Annotated in this window: 19 protein-coding genes; 9 read left to right on the forward strand and 10 right to left on the reverse strand. The window is 68.8% G+C overall.

Features of this window, described 5'->3' with window-relative positions; genetic code table 11:
• Positions 1-75 precede the first annotated feature (75 nt).
• From ABZ863_RS09510 to ABZ863_RS09525, 4 genes are read left to right on the forward strand one after another with little or no spacing between them, the layout of a single operon-like run.
• A complete protein-coding gene (locus tag ABZ863_RS09510) occupies positions 76-1,113 on the forward strand; it encodes a LacI family DNA-binding transcriptional regulator (protein WP_358532996.1) in 1,038 nt (345 codons plus the stop codon).
• A gap of 49 nt (positions 1,114-1,162) precedes the next feature.
• Positions 1,163-2,359, forward strand: a complete 1,197-nt coding sequence (locus tag ABZ863_RS09515; RefSeq protein WP_358532999.1) for a CoA transferase — start codon at positions 1,163-1,165, stop codon at positions 2,357-2,359.
• Position 2,360: 1 nt separating this feature from the next.
• Complete coding sequence (locus ABZ863_RS09520) at positions 2,361-3,275, forward strand: CoA ester lyase (protein WP_358533002.1); 915 nt, start codon at positions 2,361-2,363, stop codon at positions 3,273-3,275.
• Positions 3,276-3,301: 26 nt separating this feature from the next.
• The gene (locus ABZ863_RS09525) at positions 3,302-4,657 is read left to right on the forward strand and encodes an LLM class flavin-dependent oxidoreductase (protein ID WP_358533004.1); all 1,356 of its coding nucleotides are present in this window, start codon (positions 3,302-3,304) and stop codon (positions 4,655-4,657) included.
• A 75-nt stretch (positions 4,658-4,732) separates the two neighbouring features.
• On the opposite strand, the gene ABZ863_RS09530 is transcribed toward ABZ863_RS09525, so the two are convergent.
• The 10 genes from ABZ863_RS09530 to ABZ863_RS09575 form a co-directional block, all read right to left on the reverse strand.
• Positions 4,733-6,769 carry an endonuclease/exonuclease/phosphatase family protein gene (locus tag ABZ863_RS09530; RefSeq protein ID WP_358533007.1) on the reverse strand — a complete coding sequence of 679 codons (2,037 nt, stop codon included), beginning with the start codon at positions 6,767-6,769 and terminating at the stop codon, positions 4,733-4,735.
• A gap of 19 nt (positions 6,770-6,788) precedes the next feature.
• Entirely contained in the window at positions 6,789-7,940 is a 1,152-nt protein-coding gene (locus tag ABZ863_RS09535; protein ID WP_358533009.1) for an alpha/beta hydrolase-fold protein, read from the reverse strand.
• Positions 7,937-8,152 (reverse strand): hypothetical protein, encoded by a 216-nt coding sequence (locus ABZ863_RS09540; RefSeq protein WP_358533011.1) that lies wholly within the window; start codon positions 8,150-8,152, stop codon positions 7,937-7,939. Before ABZ863_RS09540 ends, ABZ863_RS09535 begins: the two co-directional genes overlap by 4 nt.
• Entirely contained in the window at positions 8,149-9,096 is a 948-nt protein-coding gene (locus ABZ863_RS09545; RefSeq protein ID WP_358533013.1) for a hypothetical protein, read from the reverse strand. Before ABZ863_RS09545 ends, ABZ863_RS09540 begins: the two co-directional genes overlap by 4 nt.
• Positions 9,093-9,413, reverse strand: coding sequence for a type VII secretion target (locus ABZ863_RS09550; RefSeq protein WP_358533016.1), 321 nt, complete (start codon positions 9,411-9,413; stop codon positions 9,093-9,095). Before ABZ863_RS09550 ends, ABZ863_RS09545 begins: the two co-directional genes overlap by 4 nt.
• Positions 9,410-9,757 carry a YbaB/EbfC family nucleoid-associated protein gene (locus ABZ863_RS09555; protein WP_358533019.1) on the reverse strand — a complete coding sequence of 116 codons (348 nt, stop codon included), beginning with the start codon at positions 9,755-9,757 and terminating at the stop codon, positions 9,410-9,412. Before ABZ863_RS09555 ends, ABZ863_RS09550 begins: the two co-directional genes overlap by 4 nt.
• A gap of 32 nt (positions 9,758-9,789) precedes the next feature.
• Positions 9,790-10,569 (reverse strand): ESX secretion-associated protein EspG, encoded by a 780-nt coding sequence (locus ABZ863_RS09560; protein WP_358533022.1) that lies wholly within the window; start codon positions 10,567-10,569, stop codon positions 9,790-9,792.
• Positions 10,566-10,919, reverse strand: coding sequence for a hypothetical protein (locus ABZ863_RS09565; protein WP_358533025.1), 354 nt, complete (start codon positions 10,917-10,919; stop codon positions 10,566-10,568). The genes ABZ863_RS09560 and ABZ863_RS09565 overlap by 4 nt, the downstream gene beginning before the upstream one ends.
• Positions 10,916-12,145: a hypothetical protein gene (locus ABZ863_RS09570; protein WP_358533028.1), complete on the reverse strand. Its 1,230-nt coding sequence runs from the start codon at positions 12,143-12,145 to the stop codon at positions 10,916-10,918. Before ABZ863_RS09570 ends, ABZ863_RS09565 begins: the two co-directional genes overlap by 4 nt.
• Before the next feature lie 125 nt (positions 12,146-12,270).
• A complete protein-coding gene (locus ABZ863_RS09575) occupies positions 12,271-14,661 on the reverse strand; it encodes a helix-turn-helix domain-containing protein (protein WP_358533031.1) in 2,391 nt (796 codons plus the stop codon).
• Between the two features lie 134 nt (positions 14,662-14,795).
• Between ABZ863_RS09575 and ABZ863_RS09580 the strand changes: the two genes are divergently transcribed.
• From ABZ863_RS09580 to ABZ863_RS09600, 5 genes are all read left to right on the forward strand, one after another.
• Positions 14,796-15,032 (forward strand): hypothetical protein, encoded by a 237-nt coding sequence (locus tag ABZ863_RS09580; protein WP_358533034.1) that lies wholly within the window; start codon positions 14,796-14,798, stop codon positions 15,030-15,032.
• 186 nt (positions 15,033-15,218) lie between these two features.
• Positions 15,219-16,178, forward strand: a complete 960-nt coding sequence (locus ABZ863_RS09585; protein WP_358533037.1) for a DUF5996 family protein — start codon at positions 15,219-15,221, stop codon at positions 16,176-16,178.
• Positions 16,179-16,188: 10 nt separating this feature from the next.
• Positions 16,189-16,644 (forward strand): VOC family protein, encoded by a 456-nt coding sequence (locus ABZ863_RS09590; RefSeq protein WP_358533040.1) that lies wholly within the window; start codon positions 16,189-16,191, stop codon positions 16,642-16,644.
• Positions 16,645-16,760: 116 nt separating this feature from the next.
• Positions 16,761-20,084, forward strand: a complete 3,324-nt coding sequence (locus ABZ863_RS09595; RefSeq protein ID WP_358533042.1) for a family 78 glycoside hydrolase catalytic domain — start codon at positions 16,761-16,763, stop codon at positions 20,082-20,084.
• 123 nt (positions 20,085-20,207) lie between these two features.
• The gene (locus tag ABZ863_RS09600; RefSeq protein ID WP_358533045.1) at positions 20,208-23,609 is read left to right on the forward strand and encodes a glycosylhydrolase-like jelly roll fold domain-containing protein; all 3,402 of its coding nucleotides are present in this window, start codon (positions 20,208-20,210) and stop codon (positions 23,607-23,609) included.
• The last annotated feature ends 21 nt before the right edge of the window (positions 23,610-23,630 follow it).

The following is a 23,630-nucleotide window of genomic DNA, read 5'->3' on the forward strand; positions in this document are numbered from 1 at the left end:
TGCGTTAATCGAAACCAACGTGCTCTACTGGATGACGGTAGCAATGTAAAGCTTTACATTCACGAGGAGCCGGTCATGGGCGGTCGAACGCGCCGCAGCCCGGTCGGGGTTGTCGATCTGGCCCGTGATCTCGGGGTGTCGACGGCGACGGTGTCGCGGGCACTCAACAACAGCGCATCGGTCCGTCCAGAGCTGGCGGAACGGATCCGGGCGTACGCCGAGTCGCGAGGTTATGTGCCGAACCGGCTCGCGCGGGGGCTGTCGGCCTCGACGACCCGGGCGTTCGTGGGGTTCGTGATCCCGTATGTCGACACGCCGGCGTACTCGGCGGTCGCGGCGGAGTGCGCGCGTCTGCTGTCCAGGGACGGCACGCACATGATCCTCACGATCACGGGAAATGATCCCGAGCGCGAGTTGCAGCAGCTTCGCGAGCTGGTGGCCAGCAGGATCGCCGGCCTGATCATCTCGCCGAGCACCGGGATACTGGCCGAGTCGCGGCAGATCCTCAGTGGACTGCCGGTCGTCGAGTTGCACCGCGCCTGCGGGATCCGCGCGCCGGGGGTGTTCAGCGATGACGAGCAGGTGATGACCGACGGCGTCCTGCATCTCGCGGGGCTGGGTCACACGGACATCGCCTACCTCGGCACGCCCCGTGAGCTGTCGAATGGTGCCACCCGGTGGCGTGGGATCTGCCGGGGGATGGAGCGGGCGGGCCTGGATCCCGGGCGGATGCCGGTGCGGCTGCTCGAGCCCACGCGCGAGAACGCCCGGATCGGTGCGGAGGAGCTGCTCGCGACACCGGGGCGTCCCTCGGCTCTGCTGGTGAGTGGTGGTGCCCTGTCCGTCGGAGCCGCGGAGGCAGTGCACGGGAGCGGACGCCGGATTCCCGACGATCTGTCCCTCGTCGTCTACGGCGACCCGGCGTGGTTCGTCCTCAGCGATCCGCCGCTGACCACCATCCAGGTGTCCTACTCCGGGCTCGCCCGCAAGGCCGCGGAGCTGCTATCCCGCGTGCTCGACGCCGACCCCGACCTGAGCCAGGGGCCGCACCTGGTCGCGCCCGAGCTGCGGCTCGCCGGATCGACGGGTCCACCCGGTACCGCACGGCCCTGACCGACATCGGCGGGCAGCGTCCGCCACCGGTTCGACGAAGGAGTCGCACATGAACGATGGGCCGCTGGCAGGCATCCGGGTGATCGACGCCGCCACCCTCGCGGCCGGTCCGCTGGTGGCGACCTGGCTCGGCGAGCACGGTGCCGAGGTGATCAAGGTCGAGCAACCGGAGGGCGGGGATCCGTTGCGCCAGTGGGGTGTGCAGCGGGACGGCGTCGGGCTGATGTGGAAAAGCCTGGGGCGCAACAAGAAATGTGCAACGCTGAACCTACGCCACGAGGCCGGACGGGACCTGCTGCGCGATCTCGCCCGTGCGGCGGACGTCGTGATCATGAACCTGCGGCCCTCGACCCTCCGGAAATGGGGCCTGGACTACGCAAGCTTCGCCGTTGTGAACCCGAAGCTCGTGATGGCGCACATCACCGGCTACGGTGCCGGCGGGCCGAAGTCCGACCGGCCCGGGTTCGGCACGCTCGGCGAGGCGATGAGCGGGTTCGCGCACCTGACGGGCAGCCCGGATAGACCCCCGACGCTGCCATCGTTCATGCTCGCCGACGGCGTGGCGGCCCTCAACGCGACCTATGCCGTGATGATGGCTCTCTACCACCGCGACGTGCACGGCGCGGCGGGGCAGCTCATCGACATCAACCTGATCGAGCCATTGGCCCGGCTGCTGGAGCAGCCGGTGCTGACCTACGACCAGCTGGGCACGATCCCGGGCCGGACCGGCAACCGCTGGGATATTTCGGCGCCACGCAACACTTATCTCACCAAGGACGGGCATTGGCTGGCGATGTCGGGCAGCGCGCCGACCATCGCGATGCGCGCGCTGCGGGCGGTCGGGCGGCCCGATCTCACCACCGATCCGAAGTTCGCCGAGACGCAGCAGCGGCTCGAGAACGCCGCCGAGATCGACGCGATCATGGCCGAGTGGATCGGCGAGCACACGCTCGACGACGCAATGGCGGTCTTCGAGGAAGCCGAGGTCGCAGCCGCACCCGTCTACAACGCCGAGCAGCTGCTTGCCGATCCACAGTTGCAGGCGCGTGGCGTTTTCCCGTCCGTGCCCGACTCGCAGTTGGGCTCGATGCGGGTGCAGGGCCCGGTCCCGCAGTTCTCGGCCACACCTGGCCGGGTCCGCCATCTGGGCCCGCGGATCGGTGAGCACAACGAGGAAATCTACGGCGGTCTGCTCGGCCTGTCCGCTGACCGCCGTCGGCAACTGCACGAGCAGGGAGTGATCTGACGTGGCGCGACCGGTGCGTCTCCGCCGAAGTGAGCTGGCCACCCCGGCCAGCAACGACTGGATGTTCGCCAAGTCGGCCGCCTCCGCCGCGGATCTGGTGTTCCTGGACCTCGAGGACGCTTGCGCGCCCGCCGAGCGAGGGGCGGCCAGGAGCAAGGCGGCGAAAGCGTTGCGCGAGCTGGACTGGGGGGCCACGACGCGCGCGATCCGGATGAACGGGGTGGACACCCGGTGGGCCTACGGGGATGTGATCGAGGTGGTCACCGAGGCCCGGTCCGCGCTCGACGTGATCATCGTGCCGAAGGTGCGCCGGGCCAGGGACGTGTGGTGGGTGGACGTATTGCTCACGCAGCTCGAGGAAACCCTTGGCCTGCCGTCTAAACAAATCGGGCTGGAGGTGTTGATCGAGGAGACCGAGGGCCTGGAGAACGTGGGGGAGATCGCCCGCGCCAGCGACCGGCTGGAGGCGATCATCTTCGGTGCCGGGGATTTCTCGGCGTCGCAGGGCGCGCGGGTGGACACCAACTTCGAGCCGTTCGTCGAGTATCCGGGTGACATCTGGCACTACGCGCGGGCCCGGGTGGTCGTCGCCGCGAGGTCGGCAGGGATCGATGCGATCGACGCGCCATTCCCGAACTACCGGGACGCCGGCGCCTACCGGACGGCCTGCGACCGCGCTGCTGCCATGGGGTACATGGGAAAGTGGGCCATCCACCCGTCTCAGATCGAGCCGGCGAACACCGCGTTCGCCCCCACCGCGGACGAAATCGACCACGCACGCCGTGTGGTCGCGGCCTACCGCGAGGCCGAGGCCACCGGCCGGGGAGCCACCGGCCTCGACGGGATGCTTGTCGATGCCGCCCACCTGCGCCACGCCGCGACAGTGGCACGCACCGCCGAGCTACTCGGCCGCTGACCTATCGACCACAAAGGAGAACACCGATGTCCCGGAAAATGACCCTGGTCGGCTTCATGCAGGCCGGCAACGTGACTGTCTACTCCGGATCGTGGCGCTACCCGTCCGCCGATCTCGGGTTCCTGACCATGGGGTACTACCAGCACATCGCACGCACTCTCGAAGCTGGCAAGTTCGACTGCGTGTTCTTCGACGACCGGCTCGCGATGCCCGGCGTCTACGGCAACTCGGTCGCCGACGCCGTCCGCTACGGCGCCCGGCCGGTCAAGCTCGACCTGACAGCCGTACTCGGCGGGATCATCGGCGCCACCGAGCGGATCGGCGTCGGTGCCACCTACTCCACGACCTACTACGACCCGTTCCACGTTGCCCGTACCTTCGCCACTGTGGACCACCTGTCCGGCGGGCGCGCCGCGTGGAACGTGGTGACCTCCGTGAACGACTCCGAAGCGCAGAACTTCGGGCTCGAGTCCCATCTGGACCATGACGAGCGCTATGACCGCGCGCACGAGTTTCTCGAGGCCGTGTCTGCGCTGTGGGACTCCTGGGAGGATGACGCACTGATCCTGGACAAGGCGAGCGGAGAGTTCGCCGACGCTGCGAAGGTCCACGAGGTCAACCACACCGGAAAGTACTTCTCGGTGCGCGGCCCGCTCACCGTCCCGCGGACCCCGCAGGGACGCCCGGTCATCCTGCAGGCAGGCTCGTCCGGTCGCGGGCGCCAGTTCGCCGCGGACTGGGCCGACATGATCTTCACCGGGGACCCGTGCCTGCCGGTGGCGCAACAGCACTACAAGGACCAGAAGGAACGCATCGCCGCCTCCGGCCGGGACCCGGAGTCGGTCAAGCAGTTGCCGATGGCCTACGCCGTGGTCGGCGAGACGCAGGAAATCGCCGAGGAGAAGGAAAAGCTGTTCCTCAACGCCTACGTCCATCCTCGTGCGTCGCTGGCCCTGTTGTCCGAGGTGCTCAACTACGACTTCGCCAAGCACGACCTCGACGACCCGGTCACGGATGAGATGATGGGTGCCAGCTCCGGGATTCGCGGGCTCGCCGAGGGCGTGCGCAGGCATCTGAACCGTGAGGTCACCGTGCGCGACCTCGCCGCGCACCGCGCCACGCTGCTGCAGGGGCCGCGCTTCGTCGGGACGCCGGAGGGGGTCGCCGACCAGATGCAGGAGTGGTTCGAGTCGGGGGCCTGCGACGGATTCGTGCTCGCCGCCACCCACCTGCCCGGAGCGTTCGAAGAGTTCGTCCGGATGGTCGTGCCGGTTCTGCAGGATCGCGGCCTGTTTCGCCGCGACTACACCGGATCGACCCTGCGCGACCACCTCGGCATCGAGCGCCCGGCGCGAGACCATGATTCAGCTCGAGCCGTGTGACCAGGACCCGAAGCGCTTGAGGTGTGCCTTCGACTGTCCAGTGAGGTCGGTGACCGTTTCGCCTTGCGTGTGGGACTAGCGGGGCGGGACGAGGGTGGTCACGAGTCCCCAGTGGTCGGACTGGTGACTGACGAACTTCATCGTGTCCACGGTCGGCAGGTCGCGGGTGAGGATGTAGTCGATCCGAAGCGTGCCCTCCAGTTGCGCGGCGGGACCCTTCTCGTTGCTGGTCGTCCCCAGGTCGCTGCCCACGTCGGTGAACCCCTGCCGGGTCGTGAACTCGTTGAGGGCACGGATAACCGACTCAGTCGGCCCGCCGCCGGGGACGTCCATGCTCTCGTTGAAGTCACCTGTGAGGACCACGGGCACAGTCCGCTTCGCCAGGAATTCCTGGAGCTGGCGGATATCGGCAACCCGTTTGACGCTTTCGGCGTCCTTGTCCCTGGCGAGGTGCGTGACGTACACCTCCAGCGTCCGCCCGTCGGCCGTGGTCAGCGCGACGCCGCAGTAGGAGCGCCCCGTGGGCGGCTCCTTGGGATCGTCCGGTTGCTGCATGGATGGCTCCAGCATCGTGCCGGCGTCCCCCGTCGTCGACGACTGTGTTTGGACGCCGTATCCGATGCGGATCAACTGGGCGTTGCCGGCCAGCGCGTTGGCGTAGCCATCCGGTGGGCCCTCACCGGCTGACTTGCCCTCGTAGTAGGTCGCCTTGCCGGATGTGGCCCAGTTCAGCGCCCAGCGCTGCCCGGTGCGGTCGGCCAGTAGCTGTTGCACGTGCTCGGCCGCGGGCTTCGCCATCTCCTGCAGGTTGGCGATGTCGGCGTTCTGGCGCAGGAGGTCGTCGGCCAGGTCGGCGAAGTCCGCCGCGGTGGCGTCCGTCCCGGCGGGGTCACCCGCGCCCATGTGGTATCCCATGGCGGCGTTCAGGTTCACCACCGTGACGGACGTCGCGGCGGGTGCGACCGTGACGGGCGGTGTCCAGACCTCCTCGACGTCATCGGCCACGCCGAAGTTCTTGTCGCCGCGAACAGTGCGCAGTGTACCCTCCCGGGACAACACGAGTCCCCAGCCGCCGTCGATGTCCCGCGTCTCCGCGATGTCAGCGCTCGTTGTCCTGGAGGAGTGGGTGTCGGAGATCCGTTCCGACGTCCGCAGCCACGTGGTCCCGTCGTGACGCCAGGACGCCAACGGGGCGACCTCGCCGCCATCGGGTGTCCACACCTGGGCGGTGACGTGCGGCGTGCCGTCCCGGCCCCACCACAGGTGCTCGAACGTCGTGTTCGCGTCTTTGCCGGCGCCGGTCACCGCGCGCAGCGCGGTGTCGTCGACCACGTGCTGACCGCCCCTGGCCGGGTCGAACCAGACCAGGGACGCCTTGCTGGAGTCCGCGCCAGCCGACGCGTTGGTCACGTAGGCGACCATCGGGTGCCCGAGCCAGCCCTGCGGCGTGTAGGCGACGGCGCCGGGTGGTCCGATTTGGTCGGTCTTGCCGACGGTGCGGCTGTTTCCGGACGCGGGATCGACCACCAGCACGTCGGTCATCGGGCGGGCGCCGTCCGCGGTGATGGCGAACGCGATGAGCCGGTCGCCCGCGCCGGCGATCTGCAGCATCCCGCGTTCACCGACCTTGTCGGGGCGCAGCGTGCCCACGGGTTTCAGGTCGTCGATGTCGTAGACGGTCAGTTCCCGGGCGCCGTAGCCGCGCTGCGCGTACACGCGATCGGCCGCGACGGCCACCCTCCAACAGGGACAGTCGGCGGTCGCCACGGCGCCGGACGTGGTGTCGATCGACAGGAGCCGGTTCGTGGTCAACGCCACGAACCGGGTGGTGTCCGCCGACCAGCCGGTGTCGATGACGGTCTCCCCGTCGCCAAGATCGATCTTGGCCACGGAGTCGCCGGACTTCCGTACCGTCAGCTCACCCTCGCGGGCGTAGGCGAACGGCACGGGGTGGTCCGGCGCGAACGCGGCGGGCGCGATGTTCGTGCCGGGTGTCACCGGCGTTGGCGTCGGTGACGCCGGTGGTGCCGGAGTCCCGGTGTCCGGGTCGCAGCCGGCCACCACCGCCGCCAGCGCCGCGACCAGCACGATCGTCCTACCCGCAACCCCCATGTTGCCCCCTTGCCCTGCGTCAGGTTCGTCCACATTGTCGCAGGAACAGGGGCTGATGGGGACTACGGGTGGGAAGTCCCGCCATGAGCAGGCCGACGAAGTGCTTCATGTCGGCCTTCAGGCAGGCGGGCTGCGCATGCTTGCCGGTGCAACCTTCCGCCCACGTGCTGCCGTCGCCGTAGTCGACGAACGTGTGTGGAATACCGGCCGCGGCGAGGTTGTCCCGTGTGACCAGATTGGTCTCGCGCGCCACACTCTCGATCACGGCCTGCGGGAGGTTGTCCGCCAGGCTCCCGCCGTCGCCGGTGTACATCGCCACGCCCATTCCGCGCAGCGACTCCACATGCTGTGCGGGGCTTTCCGCGTTCCACACTCTGTCCAATGGCCACACTGGCACTCCGAAGATCGCGTCCGGCGGAACCGTCGGCGTGCCACTGCCGGGCAGTTGGGTGCTGCCGACCACCGCCAGTCGCTGGCCCTGGTTCAGCAGGTCGAGTCCGCCGGAGAAGCTGCCGACGTAACCGAACAGCTCCGGCCTGCTCTCGGCGTAGCGGAACGCCCCGAAGCCGCCCATCGAGTGCCCGGAGATCGCCCTGCTGTCGCGCGTCGCGATCGTCCGCAGGTTCGCGTCGATGAACGGGATCACCTGGTCGAGGTGGAAGTTCTCCCAGTTCTGCTGACCGAGCTCGGTGGGCGGGTTGACCCAGTTCGTGTACCAGCCGCGGCCGGAACCGTTGGGCGCCACCGTGATCAGCGGGACCCCACCGGCCGTGGACTCCTCGAACATCTGCTGGTTCAGCTGGGTGTCCGGACGGTCGGGGTGGCCGTGGAGGTGGTACTGCACCGGATAGCGGGTGACGCCGGAGGAGTCGTAACCCTCCGGCAACGTCACCATGATCACGTGCTCGCCGGAGACCTGACCCGCCATCGCCGAGTAGCGGGGCACCTCGTTCGTCGTCATGACGAACGTGAACGTGCGCTCGTTCGCGTCCACCCACGACGGTTGTTCGAGGACAGTCAGTCCGTGGCTGTCGGTGAAGACCGGCGGCGCCGTCAAGGTCTGCGCTGCCTGCGCCGCCTGCGCTTCCGGCGCCGCACGGGTGACCCCGAGCACGCCCACCAGTGCGAAGGCGACACCCAGCGCCGCCAGCCTCATCCGTCGCGTCATCATGCTTCGCACAGACCGGCGTTGACAACGTCGACGGCAGCCGGGTTCTGCGCGCCGATGTTGGCGTTGGTCACTACCGGCGCGAACCGGCCGTCGTCGGTGACCATCGTGATCGACGCGTGTCCTGTCGGCAACATGCCGTCGTGCCCCCACGCCACGACGCCACACGACAGGGGAAGTTTGAACACGCCGAGCCCGTCACGTGTTCGAGTCATGTCTGGTCCTTCGTGACCGGCGTCCACTCACCGTCCAGTGGGTTCGTGAGTTCTCCAGGCTCGTCGTCCGGGCGCGTGTTTTCGTCCACGGCGCCGCTCGCTACTGGCACGGAGGAATCGCTGGCTTCCGTAGAGGGCGAACCCGACGAGTCGCCGCCTGCCAGGTCACCGATGACGGTGAGCCCTTCCTTGACGATGTCGAGTACGCCGATCGCGCCCTCGATCAGTTTCATCAGGTTCTCGCCGCTGGCGAGCAGCGCGCCCAGCTTTTCCGCGATCTGCCCGCCGTAGTCGACGGCGATCGCCACGCACTGCGGGATCGCCTGTGCGATGCTCGCCCCGAACGTCGCCGGCGCCGCGGCGATGGCCTCGGTCATGATCGGCACGATCTTACCGACGGCCTCGGTGATCAGCCGGGTGACGATGTCGACGACCTGCGCGACCACTTCGCCAGCGGCGATCATCGCCTTCGCATTGGTTGCGGCTGTCTCCGCAATCGACTGGATGCCGTCGAGCAGCTTGGTGGCCGTTTCGGTGTAGTCGTCCTTGGCACTACCAGACCACTCGCTGGTCTCGCTCTCCACTGTGGAGCGATAGTCGTCGGCAACAGAGTTGGCGCCCTGCGCCGCACCGTCGTGCTCACCGGCGGGTCCCGACACCGAGTCCGGGTCGCCACGCAACTGGCCGAGCGGCTCCTCGAGGAACGAGATCATCGGGGTGAGGAACTCGCACCCCGCACTGGCCAAGGCGGACAGTGGGCTCGCCGTCGAACCCAGCATGCCGAGCGAGACGACGGGCTCTCCCGCGAGCTCGGCCGACAGCCATTGCTTGTCGCCGACGGAGTCTCCGGCAAGCCGCAGGTTCGCCAGCGCTGTGTTGATCTCCACCACGGACGGCTCGGATTCACGAGCATCGGGATCGGCTTGCGGCGTGGTCGTGTTCATCGGATGCCCTCCCCGATGCGGGCGAGGGCGGCGGCGTGGTCGTCGTCGGAGTTCTGGTACTGATCGGCAGCTCGCCGCATCCCGTCGCTCACTTTGTCCACTGTGGATGCGGCGTGCTCGAATGCGGCCATGGTCTCGGTCATCGCGTTTTCGAGACCTACTGTGATGAACTGTGCGAACGAGCCAAGCGATGATGTCCCCATCTCGCCCGGCAATGCCATGCCGATCGAGGACAGCTGGTCGGCGTGCGCGGCCAGCCTGCCGGCATGCCCGCGCAACTGCTCGGGCTCGACGTTGTACGACGGTTGGGTGGTCATCGCACGACCTCCGCGGGCAGATGCTGCGTGATCTGCGTCAGTGCCGCGTTGTCGCCGAGATAGCCGGCCATGATCTCGGCCATCTGCGCAGCTGCCAGTCGCTGGGCTTCGCGTGCGGTGGTGACGATGAGTGCGGCGAGCGCGTCGGCTTCGAACTTGCGCGCCATCGGCGTCAGACCGACGCCTTCGAGCACACCGGCGGCGTTCACCGACACGGTGACCTCACCTCGCGGCGATCTCGCGGTCACACCGGCTTGCTGCAGGCTCTCGCGTGCTTGGCGCGCGCCGTGCGCCGCCCGTTCGAGCCGGTCGCGGTAGTCGGCCAACCATTGTGCTGGATCCATGGTTCGTCCCTTCTCTCTGTCTAGCTGCGGGTCTAGCTGCGGGCGAGCGTTGCGGCTTCGCCCAGCACCCGGACCAGTTCGCTGTGCCGCAACGGGTTGATGCTCACCCAGCCGCGGGCGTCGTCGTCGACCCTGACTCTCCCTTGAGGACTGTCCAGCCAGGACAGTTCCAGGGGGCGTTCGACGGCGCCGGCCGTCGACCGGAGCGCGGCACCGAGCTGCCCGCGCCCGGTCACGGACGGCAACAAGTTGACGAGTGCGTCGACGGCGGCCTCGTCGCCGCCGCGTTCCCGGACGAGGGTGCGCACCCGCTTACGAGGCGCGGCGGTACCTGCCGTGTTCTCGAGCAGCCGCGTCGCGTCACCGACAACTCTGGGAGGCAACGTGATCGGCATTGCCGGCGCGGCCGCGGCCTGCGGGATCTGGTTCGCGAACTCGTCGGTCAGGTCGGCGGCCGCGACCCGCGTAACGGTGACCGGACCCGGTGTGCCACCAATCTTTTGGCGACATACCACCGCTCGGGGCCCGTGGACCATGGCCACGACGCCGATCACCGTGTCAGGGCCGACCACCACGAGGTCGACCGTGTTCCGGTGCTCGCGCAGCGCGGTGACCAGGTCCGCCGCGACGCCGAGCGGTCCGTGGTCCGTGGCGAGCCCCCGCTCGGACAACGCCTGGCCCGCGGCGGCGAGCAACGCGTTGCGCTCGCCCTCGATCCGGCCGAACGAGGGCACCCGTAGCGGAAACGGGAAGCTCGTCCCCGCGTATGCCCCGAGGAGATCGAGTTCTGCCAAGCCGAACTCGACAGTCATGAGGATCGCCCTGACACCTCGGCGGAGTCTTCTTTGCCACGCAGGTCCTCGCCGGACTGGGTCTCGTGATCCTGGTACCTCCTCTTGGCCTCGGCGAGCAGCTGCTGGAACTCCCGCACCTCCCGCTCCGTGGCCTTGACCTCGCCTGCGAGGCCGGAGCTGCCCGCCGCCTCACGCAACCGCATCGCCAGGTGCACGGCTGGTGGCGCGGTGCCGAGCATCGGCAGCCGCTCGGCCAGCCGGCTCGCGGTGGCCACGAGCTCGCCGGTCAGGTCGCCGAGATCGGCCAGCGTCGTGATCCGCGTGTCGAGCAGATCCAGTTGAATCTCGATTCCGCGCCCCTTGCTCATCGGTGGTCCTCCAGCGGAAGGCCGATGACCGCCTCGCTGTCCGGTTCCTCGGCCGGAAAGAGCTCGTGGTCGATCGTCGGCATGTTGTTTTCGTGCTCCTCGTCGTCCGATCCGCTGCGTGCGCCGGTGGCGGGCGGCACCATCCCGCCGGGCGCACCCGCGCGCGTCGCAGCAGACTCGGCTGCGAGCTGCGCTGCCATCGCGCCAGGCGCACCCTGCATCGGCATCGCCCCGAACCGCATGCCTTGTGCCAGCTGGTTGACGGGGGAGGGGCCGAGCCCGGCGCCCGGGCTCATCCCGGCGGTGACGGCCCCGCCGACGAGCGCGCCAACGGCAGCGCCCGCTGCCAGGCCGTTGGTCGCGCGGCCACCGTCGCTGGAACCGACGAGGCTCTGCCACGACTGGTCTCGGCGCGCGGTCTTGCCGGTCGCGCTGGTAGAGCGGGTAGCGCTGCTCGGCATGGTCGCGGCCGCGGGGATCGTGCCCTGCGCTTGGCCGATCAACTGGCTCGAGTTGGTCAGGCTGGATTCGTAGGTCTGCATCGCGCGGATCGCCTGCTGCTTCTGCATGTCCGTCGAGTCGGCACCGACGTAGAAGCTGAACCCGGCGCCGCCCACCGCTCCGAACGCGTTGCTCGTGTCCGAGGTGGACGTACTCGGCGTCGTGCGGTTCGCGGTTGGTTGCGGCGACGCAGGCTGGCTCGACCAGGACGGCGCACTCGCCAGCGGCGCCATGACGTTCGCCCAGTTCGTCACCGCGTCGGTCATCGGCGCGGCAGGGTCCCCTGGCGGTGGCGGCATCATGCCCCGTGCCCTCGCCAGCGCATCAGCCGCCTGTTCCGCGGCTTGCTCGCCCGCGTGGGCCAGCTCGGATATCTTCTCCACCCGGTCGGCGAGCACGTCGAGCCGGCGCGCGGCCTCCTCGGCCCCCGTTCCCTGCCAGCTCTCCAGCAACGCGGCCCGCTGCTCGCGCAGGACCTCGGCGTGGTTGAACAACGCGGCCCGGTGCTCGGACCACTCCGCGGCGATGGTGCTGACGTCGGCGACGTCGGCGTCCTGCCACAACATCTGGTACAGCTCTTCGTGGCTGTACGCCTCCCAGTTCACGCCGCCTGCCGGCGGCGCAGGCTGACCGAAGTACACGTCCCACATGCCGGCCGATGCCTCGGCCATGGACACCGGCTCCGGCTGTGCCCCTGGCTGTGCCCCTGCCGTCTCGCTCGCCACCCCGGATTCCCCTTTCCGCCTCGCCGGCCTTCGTCGGCCTCGCCAATGTTCGTGGCGCTCGGCGACAGCTGGGAAGGGCACGCGGCGGCCATTCGTGGCCGGTGGTGTTGACCAGGGAAAAGGCCTCAGTGGCCGGCGCGGTGAGCCTTCGCGAGGTGTTCTTGGAGGCGTGCGTGGCGGAACTGGTAGACGGCGCCGGACTGGCGTAGCACGCCCCGCCGGTAGGCGTCGTCGAGGAGTGTGCTGACGGCCCAGGGCAGCCTGCCGAGTAGCGGGAGGCGGAAGCGGGTGAAGACAAGCCACTGCCCCCACGCGGTGAAGGTCACGAGGTAGGCCAGGCCGGCGCTCAGCCCACACATCAGGCCGATCAGCAGGCCGGACCCCAGGCTCCAGTGCAGCTCCCAGGGCAGCGGCCCCACGATGGCCTGTAGCGCGCCGATGGCGACCAGGCCGCCGAAGGCGATCGCGAGCGCGAGGGCCAGCGCGAGCACACCGGTGAGGCGCAGTGCGGTTGCGCGGTTCGCCGCGAGCAGATCCGCAGGGCTGGTGGCGGTGGTGAGGTTGGCAGGCGCCTCCAGCGTGGCTGCGAGTCCCAGTACCAAGCCGGCGGCCAGGCCGAACACGACGGCAAGGATGCCGGCGTCGACGATGGTCGCCAGCACGAACAGGTCGGAGTCGACGGCGGAGGTCCAGTTCGGGGTCAGCGCCCTGATCAAGGCGCGCGCGAACGCGTAGCCGATGCCTGCGGCGGCGCCTCCCAGCGCTCCGGCTGCGAACCGGGTGACGACCTTCCGCCGGAAGCCGGGCTGCCGACTTGATCGGTCGAGCAGCCGCACCCGGACTCGCGTCGGTTCGAGGACCCTGCCCTTGCGGGCCACCATCAGCAGGTACAGCAGGCCAAAGGGAACGCCGATGACCGGGCCGAGGAGAAGCCCGTCCAGTACGACGAGCTGCCAGTGCAGCGGTGCCCCGAAAACAAGCGCGAACATGGGGGTGAAGACCAGCCAGTCGACGAGTGCCGTCGTCAACCACACGAAGGCTGTCACCAGTAGGACACGTGAAGAACGGCGGAGCGAACCGCCCATCCGCCACCATTCGAGGTCGCCGGTACCTCGCTGGTCGAGGTCGTTGGCGAGGAAGCCGAGCCACCGTCGCACGCGGTCGGCGTCCCACTTCCAGCGGCCGGTTGCTGACTGTCCGTTGTAGACGGTAGGTACGAAGGTGTCGAGCAGGTGCTCCTCAATGGACTGCGGCGTCGGGAACCGGGTGGTGTCCAGCAGGTCTGTCGGGTCTCGGTCGCGTGAGTCGCTGTAGACGGTGCGGGCGAGGCCGACCATGAGCGGTGTCGCGAGCACGGCGGCAAGGTTCGCGGCCGGGCTCGCCTCGGCGTTGTCGTGGTCGCGCAATGCGCTGATGACGGTGTCCCACGCGGTGCCGCTGCCGTCGTCGGAGGTGACGCGGCGGGCGGTGCGAGGCAGGTAGCCCGCGAGGTCGTCAGGCGTGAGGTCGGTCAGCTCGACCACGGCAGCCGACGTCAGCACGTCGACCGCGGTCACGGCCCGCTCGTACTCGTCGAAGCGGCCGGTCAGCAGCAGCGGCATGGACAGGGAGTTGAGCGTTTCCAGCGCGGAACGGTGCAGGCCCTCGGCGATCTCGTCGAAGCCGTCGAGCACGGGCAGGATGCGCCCGGTGTCGACCAGCACGGCCGCCAGCGTCGCCCCGCCGGGCGCGGCGGCGGCGAGACCGGGATGGTCGCGCTTCAACATCTTGACCAGCCAGGTGCGCAACGGCGTCGCGACCGGGTTCCACGAGCCGATGTTGAAGATCACCGGAACCGGTTCGCCCAGCGTCCGCGTTGCCATCGTGTCCAGGACGAACCGCAGGGTCAGCACGGTCTTGCCCGAGCCCGCGCGGCCCAGCACCACCAGCCGCCGCGATGGCACGCGCCGGTAGGCGCTCGCGATGTCGCCGACCTCGCCGGAGAGGTCGAGCGGGGTGGCGGTCACGCCGACCGGGACACGGCAGATGTTGTCCCAGTGGTCGGCAAGGTGCTCGGACGCCTGCCGCCACCGCACGGGCAGCGGGAACGGGTCGTGCACGCGGCGCAGTTCCTCTTCGCGCTGGAGCCGGGCGGCGATGACCCTGGCCAGGTGGTCAGCCGCCTCCGACACCTCCGCCGGGACGGCGGGCAGGCTGCCGGGCGCCGGGACAGTCGGCGCTTCGACTGGCCGGGGCGGCCGCGCGGTCGTGACGGACGGCGCGGGCTCCGGTGACTCCAACTGCGGCGCCTGTTGCCTGCCATCGGCTGCGGCAAGGAGGTCGCGGCGTTCACCAGGGGTGACGTCGAGCGCGTCGGCGAGCAACGTCACCGTGCCGATGCGCGGATCGGTGCCGCTGCCGGTCTCGAGCCGGCGAATGGTCCGCACACCAACACCGGACCGTGCGGCCAGCTCGTCCTGGGTCATGCCGGCTCGCCGCCGCGCATCGCGCAGGAGGACACCGAAACGGTTGGCCACGTAGGGGTTCCTCCATGCAGGGGGTAGAACCCGGATGATCTTAGTGATCCGTGACCGGCCACGAATGGCCGGTGGGCTACCTGGTCGATGACCGGCGACAACGGCAAGACTTTGCTGGCAACGAGAGGATCACGATGCCGGCGAAGTTCAGGTACTGGTGCGGCGAGTGCGGCTACAAGACGCCGTGGCTCGGCGAAGGTGAGGGCGCCGAGCGGCTCGGGCGCCACTACCTGCGGCGGCACCCCGGCATCGAGCCGGGCGGCGACTTCGAGATCCGGCGCAGCAACGGGCAGGGCAGCGGCTGCCTCGGCGTGGTGGCTGTCCTGTTCGCTGCCCTTGTGCCGGGACCTGGTCGTCGCTCAGCTCACTGAACGACGACGATCTCACAGCGATTCGTTTGCTCAGGCCAGCAGTTCGCGCGCGAGCGCCTCGCACCACCACGCAATGCGCCGGCTTATTCACCCGCGGTTTGGCGGGGCGGCGAGGGGTTCCCTGCCACGCGAGCCGATAGCACAATGGCCTGTGGAAGGCACCGGCTGTCGTTGATGGGAGCCGAGATGACTGACCAGAAGACGCGGCGGACCGGGTGGCCACGACTGCGGGTCGCGGACTGGGTCGAGACGCGGGACACGTTGCATATGTGGACCCAGATCGTCGGCAAGGTACGGCTGGTCAACGCGCCACTGCTCAATCACTGGTGGCAGGTCACCTTGTATGTCACCCCGCGGGGGTTGACCACGTCGACGATTCCCTACGCGGACAAGGCATTCGACATCGAGTTCGACTTCATCGATCATCGGCTGCACATCCGCACCAGCGATGGCGATGCGCGAGAGCTGGCCCTGGCGGCGAAACCGGTGGCGAGGTTCTACACCGAGGTCATGGAAACGCTGAGCGAGCTCGGCGTTCGGACCACGATATGGCCCAGCCCCAACGAGGTCCCCGGGGCCATCCCGTTCGCCGAGGACCAGCGGCACACGAGCTACGACCCGAACGCGGCGCAGTTGTTCTGGCGGCAGCTTCTGCAGGCGAACCGCGTGCTGGTCCAGTTCCGGTCCCGGTTCGCCGGCAAGGTCAGCCCGGTGCACTTCTTCTGGGGCGCGATGGACCTCGCCTGTTCCCGGTTCTCCGGGCGCAAGGCCCCATCACACCCCGGTGGCGCCCCGAACTGCCCACCGTTCGTGAATCTCGAGGGCTACTCGCACGAGGTGGCCAGCTGCGGGTTCTGGCCCGGCGGAGGCGAGGAGGGCGCCTTTTACGCCTATGCCTACCCCGAACCCACCGGCTACGCCGAGCGTCCCGTCGGCCCGTCCGAGGTGTTCTACAGCCGGGACTTCAACCAGTTCCTGCTGCCATACGAGACGGTCGCGGACGCGGCGAACCCGGACCAGGTGCTGACCGAATTCCTGGAAACGACCTATGTAGCCGCCGCGAACCTTGGCGGCTGGGACCGCGCCGCATTGGAGGTCGATCCACACCGCTGGGACGATCAGCGGCTCGCGGCCACACGATCGTAAGGAGGCACGAGTGACGGACCATGACGACTTTCCAGCACCACAGGAGGGGCTGGTTGTGACGCACTTCCTGACCGTGCGCGACGTTGCGGTCTCGCGAGAGTTCTACGCCAGCATCTTCGGCGGCCAGGTGGTGCTGGCCGAGAACCCCGCCGTCGTCCGGGTCGCCAACAGCTGGATCATCATGAACCCGGGCGGTGGGCCGACACCAGACAAACCAGACGTTGTCCTCACCCCGCCCCGGCCCGAGGACCCGGTCTCGGCGTTCATCAACATCCGGGTGGCCGATATCGCCGCGTTCTATGCCGACGCTCGCGCGAAAGGCGCGGAGTTTCTCACGGAGCCCATCGACCGCAAGGCCGAGTTGCGATGCTACATCCGTGACCCGGACGGATATCTCATCGAGATCGGACAGGCCACTGGGATGCTGCACGGTGTCTACGCCGATCGCCCGGCTGCATCGAGCTGATCCCTAGAGTTGGTTACCGCCTGTTGACCGGGGCGATCTCGCCCAAGTTTTTCGTGGCGCTCGTCACACGCTGTGGGATACACTCGATGTGAAACGTTCCAATCGAGGAGGCCCCCGTGACGGCAGCGCTGCCGGTCCGAACCCATGCCCATCGAACCAGGCGGGCCGGGTTGGCCGCCGTCTTGTCGTTGGTTCTGCTGGCGACCGGCTCGCCCGCGGTGGCCGAGGATCCCGGTGCGAGGGGAGTCCGGTTGGGCAGCCTCCTTGTCGAGAAGAAGGCCCAGCCGATCGGCATCGACGTCGAGCGACCGCGGTTCTCGTGGACCATCGAGTCGGGTGGACGAGGAGTCGAGCAGGTGTCGTACCGGCTCCGGGTCACCGACGCCGGCCGGCAGGTGTGGGACAGCGGCGTCGTCAGGTCCAGCGAGTCGGCCAATGTGGACTATGAAGGTCCGGCGCTGGAAGCAATCACCGACTACACCTGGCGGGTGGACGTGGTGACGACGCACGGTTCGAGTGCGGCGAGTTCCACGTTCCGGACCGGGTTGTACGAGGAGCAGGACTGGGCCGGCAGCAGGTGGATCGGCAACGAGCGACTGCCGGACGAGCTTACGGATCTGACCTTTGCCGGTGCGTCGTGGATCTGGACGTCGGACGCGACGACGTCGGGCGCGCCGGCAGGGGAGCGCGCGTTCCGGACCACCCGGGTCAGCCCGGACGGGAAAACCGCGGCCACAGCGGAGATCCTGATTACCGCCGATGACTCGTATCAGCTCTGGGTCAACGGCACGAAGGCCGGGGAGACCGACGCCGTGAACAACGGCTGGCAGCAGTCGCGTTACCACGAGGTCGAGCTGGAGCCTGCTCGCAACGTGTTCGCGGTGCGGTCGACCAACGACGCCGGCAGCCCGGCCGGTCTGATCGCGGTGGTACGTATGACCTATGTGGACGGAACGACCTCGACGTTCACCACCGGAGCCGACTGGAAGGCGGCGATGACCGTTCCCGCCGAGTTCGCACAGCCGGCGTTCGACGACTCCGCCTGGGCGGAGGCCACGGCGCTGGCACAGTACGGCAGCGGTCCGTGGGGGCAAGGGGTTCGGCGTCCGACGCGGGAGCCGCGTCCCGCGCCGCTGCTGCGGCGTGTGTTCGAAGTGGACTCACGGGTCAAGGACGCCACCCTCTACGTCGCCGCGGGCGGTTATGCGAATGTCTCACTCAACGGCAAACCGGCCAGCGACGAGGTGCTGTCTCCCGGGTTCACCGACTACGACGACACCGTCCAGTACACCGCCCTCGACCTCACGCGGGCGTTGCGGCCGGGAACGAACGCACTGGGGATGGAACTGGGACGTGGCTTCTACGGCATGACCGGTGGCAACGTGTGGCGTTGGGAATCGCCGCCGTGGCACGACGATCCGGTCGTGCGTGCGCTGCTGCACATCGAGTACGCCAACGGCCGCGTCGAGCGGCTCGTGACCGACGACTCCTGGCGGATAGACGACGGTCCGACGGTGTCCGACGATCTCTACGCGGGTGAGACGTACGACGCGCGACTTGCCCAGCAGGGCTATGACACCGTGCGTTTCGATGACAGCTCATGGGCGAAGGCGAGCGTGGTGCCAGGGCCTCGTGGTGTCCTGGTCAATCAGCGCCAGCAGCCCATTCGTGTCACCGAGTCTCTGCCCGCCATAGAAATGACCGAGCCCGTCCCCGGAACCTATGTGGTGAAGTTCCCCCGCGTGATCGCCGGTTGGGTGCGGTTCACCGCGACCGGACCCGCCGGGACGACGATTCGCGCGAGTTACGGCGAGAAGCTCACGGCCGACGGCCGGGTGGACACGAGCAACAACGGCGGGTTCCAGGCAGGTTTCCAGACCGACCGGTTCATCCTGGCCGGTGTGGCCGGGGGCGAATCGTGGGAGTCCCGGTTCTCCTACAAGGGATTCCAGTACATCGAGGTCACTGAGTGGCCGGGGGATCGGCGACCTCCGCTGCGCGCGTTCACTGCCAGAGTTGTGCACACCGACGCCGCGGAGATCGGCTCGTTCGAGAGTTCCAGTGACATCATGAACCGTACCCATCGTGCGGTGGTGGACACATTGAAGAACAACATCCACGGGATTCCCACCGATACGCCGATGTTCGAGAAGAACGGCTGGACCGGCGATGCCGCCGTGGGTACCGAGATGTTCCTGACGAACCTTGATGTGAGCGAGCTTTTCGCGAAGTGGATGCGCGATGTGCACGAGACCCGCGACGTCGAGGGCAGGCCGATGGTGATCGCCCCGAGTTCCGGCGATTGGGGCCGGTGGGGCGTGGCGCCGCCGTGGCACTCCGCGTACGTGATGATCCCGTGGTGGCTGTACCAGTACGGCGGGGACAGCCGGGTGTTGCGCGAGAACTACGACGGCATGAAGTCCTATGTGGAGCTGGAGTTCACCCGGTCCGCCGCGGGGATCGTGCCCGATTCGCGGCTCGGCGACTGGGTGAGCCCTGAGGCGAGCCCGGCCGGCGGCAACGCTCCCGAGGATCTGCGTGTCTCGGGTACCGCTTACCTGTACGCGATGCTCACCTCGATGCGGCGCAGCGCCGACTTCCTCGGCAAGGATGCGGACGCGGCCCGGTTCGCCGAACAGGCTGCCGTGGTCAAGGAGGCGTTCAACAACGCTTTCCTCGACCACACCGCGGGGTACTACCGCGGCGACGGTGACAGAGGCTACCGGCAGACGCACAACGTGCTCGCACTCGCATTCGGCCTGGCGCCGGACGAGGAGACCGCGGACCGGGTCGCCGCGAGCATCGTGACCGACGTCCGTGCCAAGGGCACGACGCTCAACACCGGCGTGCTCGGCACGAAGTACCTGCTGCCGGTGCTGACGGACTACGGTTACCCCGATGTGGCCTACGAACTCGCCGTGCAGACGGCGTATCCGAGCTGGGGCTACATGATCGACAACGGCGCCACGTCGATGTGGGAACACTGGGCACTGGAGGCGCGCTCGCGCGGGCACTACTTCCTCGGCACCGTCGACGACTGGTTCTACCAGCACGTCGCCGGTATTCAGGCGTCCGAGCAGACCGGGTACCGCGACATCACGATCGCGCCCGCGGTCACCGAACAGCTTCGCTGGGCCAAGGCGACGACGCGGACGCCGTACGGGGTGGTCGGCAGCGACTGGCGACGTACCGGCAACACACTCACCCTCAACGTCACCATTCCCGTCGGATCCACGGCGACGGTCCACATCCCCGCACGCGATCGACACGCCGTCACCGAACGCGGCCTGTCGCTCGAGCGGGCCGACGGCATCGGCCGTATCTCCGAAGTGGACGGTGTCGTGCGGGTCGAGGTCGGCTCCGGGCAGTACACGTTCCGCGCGTATCAGGGAGAACGCCAGACCGGTCCAGGCGCGGCCGACACCGTTTCGGACGGCTAGACACCGACGGCACGCCACCCCGTTCGCCCCTGAATGATCTGCGGATAAGCACGCGGGCGGCTTAAATCGTTTCAAGCGGTGCGCAGCGCCGCGCTCTGCGCTCAACCACTTCCCGGAGGAACGATGAACGGCAACAGTGACCACGGTGGGATCCACATCGTGACGACAGGCGGGGATCTCGGACTCTCCCGGCGGAGTGTGCTCGCCCTCGTAGGCGCCGCCGCGCTTGCCGCGGGGGTGTCGGTCGCTGCCGGGCCTGGGACGGCCGGTGCGACACCGGCGCGGCCCGAGGGGTTCGTGGCCGACTGGTTCGCCGAACCGCGCCCGGACAGCAGACCCACTGTGCTGTGGTTCTGGAACGGCACGGTGACGGAGGAGCTGATCCGCACCCAGCTTGCCGACATGCGCGACAAGGGCGTGCACGAGGTGCTGGTGTTCCCCTTCGAAACGGCGGCGCTGCGGCCGGAGTTCTTCAGCGAAGGCTGGTTCACACTCATCGAGTTCACCCTGCGCGAGGCCCAGCGCGAGGGCATGCACGTGTGGTTGTTCAACGACAGCCACTTTCCCAGCGGCCGGGCCGGTGGATTCGTCGTTGCCGGCGGACGCGTCGGCGACCGGGTCTACCCGCCGCGGCCGGAGCTGGGTGTGAAGGGCGTCGGCCATCAGCACCTCGAGGTCGTGGGCGGCAGCTCGGTGAGGTTGGCAGCACGCGCACTCTCGGTGTCGCAGGGACGGCTAATCGTGGATGCGGCTGCCTTCGACGGCATCCGCCTGCTTCGTGCGGGTGCCGAGTGGCGTGACTACGACGTGCGGGCGAAGGTTCGGGTGGAACGGGCGACCGCGGGGTTGATGGTGCGCAGCCCCGACGCGGCCAACGGCCTGCTCGTCGACCTGCTCAGCAACGGCGAAGTGGACGTGTGGCGGCAGCAGGGCGGCGGGTTCAGCCTGCTGCGCAAGGGCCGGCCGGTCGACGGGTTCGACCCGGCGGCCGACCATCTGCTGACGGTCTCGGTCCGTGGCCCACGCATCGACGTGTCGGTGGACGAGGTAGCGCTGCCGCCGATCGAGGACGGCGTCTTCGTCGCGGGAAGGGTCGGTGTGCGCGGCACGGCGTCCCAGCGCTCGTCCTGGGACAGCCTGACCGTGCATGGCGCCGACGGCGCCGTGCTCTACGCCGAGGAGTTCGGCACTGACGCGGCGCTGGACGGATTCGACCTCGCTGAACCATCGCCGCTGATCGCCGCTGCGGCCCGGCCGCAAGGCTCGTCCGACCTCGCCTCCCTGGTGGACCTGACCGAGATCGCCCGCGCCGGTGGCATGTGGACCGTCCCTGATGGACAGTGGCGAGTGGACCTGTTTCCGCTCCGCGAGCTGGCCCAGGGCGGAGGCTTCGGGCGCAACTATCTGGATCTGCTCGACGACGAGGCGGTCCGCCAGTTCCTCGACATCGTGCCGGGTGAGTACCTTCGCCGGTTTCCGTGGGCCGTCGGCAGTGTGCTGCGCGGTTTCGCCGATGACGAGCCGTTCATCGCCTCGGCCAGAGCTCACTTCAACACCGTGCCATGGTCGCCGTCGCTCGACGACGAACTGGACCGGCTCCGGACACGGCCGGGAATCGCGCTCACCGCGGTACACGAGGACCTCGGAGCGGACGGGCTGCGGCTGCGGGGAGTATTCTGGCGCGCGGTGTCCGACCGCTTCGCCGCCGCATACCACCGCCGCCAGGGCGAATGGGTGGCCCAGCGAGGGCTGAAGTTCATCTCCAACCCGCTGTGGGACGAGTACGGCCCGGGTGAGCAGGTGCGCAGCGCCGGCAACCTGAACACGACCAACCAGTGGTCGCAGGTGCCGGGGACCGACCTGATCTTCGACCATTACCAGCGCGGGTACCACCGCACACTGCCCCGATGGCCGGCGAGCACGGCACACCAGCTCGGACTCGAGCGGGTGTATCTGGAGGCGATGGGCGGTACGGGGTGGCAGGTCACCCCGGCGCTGACCCGTGAGGTGGTCGGCGCGTTCGCGGTGCGCGGGGCGAACCACACGTTGCTGCACGCGAGCTTCACCGACGAGAAGCAAATCGTGTATCCACCGCCATTCCAGCCGGTGAACCCGTGGTGGGAGGTCTCAGCGCCGCTGAACGAGTGGATTGGGCGGCTCATGGAGGCATGCCGGGCGACCGCCAAGGCCCGCACCGTGCTCGTCCAACCGCAGCGGGCTGCCGAGACCTATCAGGACACCGAGGTGATCGCCGAGATCGACGACGCTTTCCGGGGCGCCGCGCATTCTCTCGAAGACGTTCAGGTCGATTTCGACTTCCTCGACGAAGGTGCGCTCGACGCGGACCCGGCACTGGTGGCCTCGGCCAGGCCGAGCGGACCGAGGCTGGTGGTGGGGCGACAGGCATACCGGATCGTGGTGCTGCCGCAGACTCCCATCCTGGCGCTCGGTGCGGTCGAGACGCTGAGCCGGTTCGTCCGTGGAGGTGGCACGTTGGTGGCCATCGGCGAGTTGCCGACCCAGGAGGCCGGTGGTGATCACGCCGGTCTTCGTCGCGCGCTTGCCGAGCTGTTCGGCGGCCGGGGGTCCGCGCATCGGGCGCCCGATCCGGCGGCTGCCGCCGCCGCGGTCGTGACGGCGGGAGGCGCTGCGGCGATGCTGACTCCGCGGATGGCCGACGTGCGGGTACTTCGACTGGAGCGCGGCGGCGACGATGCGTTCGTCCTGATGAACGAACGTTCGGAGGCCGTCGAGGTCACGGCCACGTTGCCCGGGACGGGTGTTCCGGAGATCTGGGACCCGGACACCGGCGCCGTGGCGCCGGCCGGGGTGTGGCGGTCAGCGGCGTTTCCAGGGCGGCGTGAGGGCGGCACCGCCGTGTCGCTGCGCATTGAACCGAAGGCCACGCAGCTGGTCGTCTTGCGCGCGGCCCGGGAACCGGTGCATGCGGTGTCGGCCTCGGCGCCGGTGGAACGGGTGCGGACCGAGGGCCGCCAGGTGGTCGCGACGGTGCGAGTAGACGCACCCGGCCCTGTCACCGTCATCGCGACGGACGGCCGCCGCCGGTACCGGGGGAGCGTGGAGGTGAGCGACCCGCTCGACCCGATTCCGCTCGACGGAGAATGGACGTTCGGCTTCGACCGCGCAGGAGCGCCGGTGACGGCGCGCCCGCTGGGTTCCTGGACCGAAGTGGACAGCAATCACTCGGGATCGGCCAGGTATGAGAAGGAGATCGCGCTCGATCCGGAGGACTTGGCAGGAAGGGGCTGGGATCTCGATCTCGGCGAGGTGCACGAGGTGGCCGAGATCGTCATCAACGGCGTGGAAGCCGGGTCCCGGCTGTGGTCGCCCTACCGGGCCGATGTGACGCAGGCTCTGCGTGCCGGCCACAACGTGGTCCGGATCCGGGTGACCAACACCGGCGCCAACGCACGCGGCCAGGCGCTCGAGTCCGGGCTGATCGGCCCGGTGTTCCTGCGGCCCCGGCGTCTCGTGGACGTGGTGCTGACACCGGCCCCCGGCTAGAGATCCCGGCGGGGAGCCAAT

It is taken from the genome of Saccharomonospora sp. NPDC046836, from assembly GCF_040645195.1.
In the GTDB taxonomy this organism is placed as follows: Bacteria; Actinomycetota; Actinomycetes; order Mycobacteriales; family Pseudonocardiaceae; genus Prauserella_A.